The sequence below is a fragment of the Terasakiella pusilla DSM 6293 genome (assembly GCF_000688235.1).
Lineage (GTDB): Bacteria > Pseudomonadota > Alphaproteobacteria > Rhodospirillales > Terasakiellaceae > Terasakiella > Terasakiella pusilla.
In genome coordinates, this window is the sequence record NZ_JHYO01000070.1 from 1 (window position 1) to 2,345 (window position 2,345).

At 40.7% G+C, this 2,345-nt stretch carries 3 protein-coding genes; all 3 read left to right on the forward strand.

Translation table 11 applies throughout. From position 1 onward, the window contains the following. The first annotated feature begins 373 nt into the window (after nucleotides 1-373). The 3 genes from Q397_RS0120070 to Q397_RS0120080 are packed head-to-tail and all read left to right on the forward strand — an operon-like array spanning nucleotide 374 to nucleotide 2,189. Complete coding sequence (locus tag Q397_RS0120070; protein WP_028880903.1) at nucleotides 374-925, forward strand: carbamoyltransferase N-terminal domain-containing protein; 552 nt, start codon at nucleotides 374-376, stop codon at nucleotides 923-925. Between the two features lie 17 nt (nucleotides 926-942). Beyond that, nucleotides 943-1,065: a hypothetical protein gene (locus tag Q397_RS25620; RefSeq protein WP_420864647.1), complete on the forward strand. Its 123-nt coding sequence runs from the start codon at nucleotides 943-945 to the stop codon at nucleotides 1,063-1,065. Nucleotides 1,066-1,067: 2 nt separating this feature from the next. Continuing rightward, nucleotides 1,068-2,189, forward strand: a complete 1,122-nt coding sequence (locus Q397_RS0120080) for an SGNH/GDSL hydrolase family protein (protein ID WP_028880904.1) — start codon at nucleotides 1,068-1,070, stop codon at nucleotides 2,187-2,189. Nucleotides 2,190-2,345: the final 156 nt, after the last annotated feature.

Sequence of the window (2,345 nt, forward strand, 5' to 3'; positions counted from 1 at the left end):
CCTCAAGGGAATTTTCTTACATCCGATGGTCCAAAGATTGGGGCAAGTTCAAAAAGCGGCTATCCCACCTTAACACCCTGTCCAGTTTTTGGGGACCATCTCTAGCTGGATGGCTTCCGATTTAAACGCATCTGATTTTTTGAGATTCATAAGTTCCTCCTGTGGAGCTCAGTCTAACAGAAATTACTCTCCACTTTATAGGGACGGGACCAGATGTCTTTCCTGATTGAAATTCGGATAGGTATGAGAAAACACTAGAAATCCTAGCTCTTGCCGATCATTATTGTATTAGTATCATTTGGGAAAACTACTTGTTTTGGCACAAAGTTCTGCTGTCGCTCCATTCATCTATATTTTGCTCCAAGGAATTGTAATGCGTATTCCCGACATTTCTGCATTCTATCATGATATTATGGCGGCCCTTATCCAAGATCGTGTTATTTTTGCCGCTCCACAGGAAGAACGCTTTACCCGCAAAAAACATGATCCAAATTCCCCCTCGAAGGCGTGTGTCGTTTCAGTAGAATTTCATGATAAGGCGCTTTTAAAATTTGAACGCTTGCGGGAAACGTATCTTTCCTTAGCCCAAAGTGGGTTTCTTTCTTTCAAGACAGCTATTCCGAGATGGCCCAAAGAGAAATTGTTCCAGAAAGACTTTTTACGCAAAGAGTTTAAAAAATACGTTCCTGTTTTTGATTGGATGAACACCCTACTGTTAGGTGAACATCATCAAAGCCATGCGGTATCTGCCTGTTATGCTTGTCTTAGAGGTCATTCCTGCGAATATAAGGCTGTGGGGCTCGCCCCTTATGCGGAACCCCAATATAAAGACCTAGCCATAGATAGTATCATTGATGTGAAAGAGGATGACTCTTTCCCTCTGCATCTGTACACACCAGTTTCAACGTTCCCGGGGAGCCAATAGCCAATGCAAGGGAAGACATTTTTCGTTGCTTCATGGGAACTGAGCTTGATAACCTTGTCGTGAGAAATTGCTTTCTGAAAAAAGAAGACCAGGAAGAAAAACTGAAAATTGATTACACAAATGCATTTGAGTTGGATTGATTATGAAAATCGTAAAAGTCATTTTTTTAAATCTCATTGTCCTCTTTCTTCTTATTGAAGGAGCTTCATATCTTTATTTTAAACTGGGGCTTTCAATATCCAATTACAAGCCATCTTATGTTTCAAATGCAAACGATACAGAACAACAATGGATGACAGAGTTCAATCCTTGGGGGGCTTGGCACAAAGCCAATGGGCGAGGATACAAAGAGTTAAAATGCTTCGGTGTTGAACTGATTGCAAATAGCTATGGTGCGAGGGATAAGGAAAGAAACTTAAAATCAGGCGGCGCCAGAGTTGTCGTTTTAGGGGATTCATTCGTAGAAGGTTTTGGCGTAGAGGCATCAAAACGCTTTACGGATAAGTTAGAAAAATTGACAAATCATTCATTCTTAAATTTCGGGACCTCTGGAGATTTTGGCCCTCTCCAGTATAGTATATTGTATAAAGAACTCGCATCACAGTTTAACCATGAGCGGGTTTTGGTTTCAATTTTACCGGATAACGATTTCACAGATAATGACCCTGCATATTGGCAAAAAGCCAATGAGAGCGGTTTCAAAAAAAGATATCGCCCGTATTGGAAAAAACAGAATGGGGAGAGAGGTTTTTCCCACTTTTACAACGTAAAAAGACCGGAACATGAACTAACGTTTGAAGATTATCGCGGCGAAGATCAAAAGCGTGGTATTTCGTTTAAAAACAAAATGCAACGGCTTACTTGGTCTTATGGCGTTTATCGTGAATTACGTTATTACACTAGAGGGTCTAGCATAACCGCGGGCACATATTCAGGGTATTTTGACTATACAAAAGAGCAGCTGGAAGCCACGTTTTTTTATTTGAACGAAATCAAGAAAACAGCAAATGGCAAGCCAGTTTACTTTTTTACAATTCCAAGGCTTTCAGATTTCAAGCGGCTACAATCTGAACCCAGTCCGATGGTTCTGAAAATGAAGCAATTTGCAAAAACTAATGGTTTTCATTACATTGACCTTACTGAAGGCATGCTGAGTCATACAAAAAAAATACCTGACCTCTTTTTGCCTTGTGACGGTCACTGGAGTGAAAAAGGTCATGCTGTAGCATCAGAGGTCCTCTATAACGAGCTTTTTAAAAAGTGATATAGTCGACTGGTCCCGTCCCTATAAAGTGGAGAGTACTTTCTGTTAGACTGAGCTCAATATGAGGAACTTATGAATCTCAAAAGATCAGATGCGTTTAAATCGGAAACCATCCAGCTTGCCCTCACCAGTGGTTTGACTCGCAAGCAAGTGGCT